An 806-nucleotide genomic window follows, 5' to 3' on the forward strand; every position below is an offset into this window, starting at 1 on the left:
ATCAGCCCGCGTGAGGCCACCGCGATGGACCCGCAGCAGCGTCTGCTGCTGGAGGCGTCGTGGGAGGCGTTCGAGCACGCCGGTATGGACCCGACCTCGCTGCGGGGCAGCGACACCGGCGTCTACTGTGGCCTCGGCGTCACCGACTACAGCGTTGCCCCGGAAGGCAGCCTGCCGCAGGTGGAGGGCTTCCAGCTCACCGGTGGCTCGGCCAGCGTCAGCTCCGGCCGTATCTCCTACCTGCTCGGGCTGGAGGGCCCGGCGGTGTCGGTGGACACGGCCTGCTCCTCCTCTGCCGTCGCCCTGCACTTCGCGTCCCAGGCCCTGCGGGCAGGCGAGTGCTCCCTCGCGCTCGCCGGTGGTGTGGCCCTGATGCCCGGCCCTTTCATGCTGCGGGAGTTCAGCCGTCAGCGTGGTCTGGCCACGGACGGCCGGTGCCGTGCGTACGCAGCGTCTGCCGACGGCACGGGGTTCGCCGACGGCCTGGGCCTGGTGGTGCTGGAGCGGCTGTCGGACGCCAAGCGCAACGGGCGGCGCATCCTCGGTCTGATCCGTGGCACGGCGATCAACCAGGACGGTGCCAGCAACGGCCTCACCGCTCCCAACGGCCCTTCTCAGGAGCGGGTCATCCGGCGCGCCCTGGAGAACGCCGGGCTGCGGCTGTCCGATGTGGATGCGGTCGAGGGTCATGGGACGGGTACGAAGCTGGGTGATCCGATCGAGGCTCAGGCGCTTTTGGCGACGTATGGGCGTGAGCGTGAGGGTGATCCGCTGTGGCTCGGTTCGATCAAGTCGAACATCGGTCA

1 protein-coding gene is annotated in these 806 nt (G+C 70.1%); it reads left to right on the forward strand.

The window, feature by feature from the left end; translation table 11 throughout:
• Positions 1-806, forward strand: an 806-nt coding sequence (locus FVS66_RS02315; RefSeq protein WP_149179268.1) for a polyketide synthase, incomplete at both ends; no start/stop codon positions are given.

It is taken from the genome of Streptomyces sp. TRM49041, from assembly GCF_008271805.1.
GTDB lineage: Bacteria > Actinomycetota > Actinomycetes > Streptomycetales > Streptomycetaceae > Streptomyces.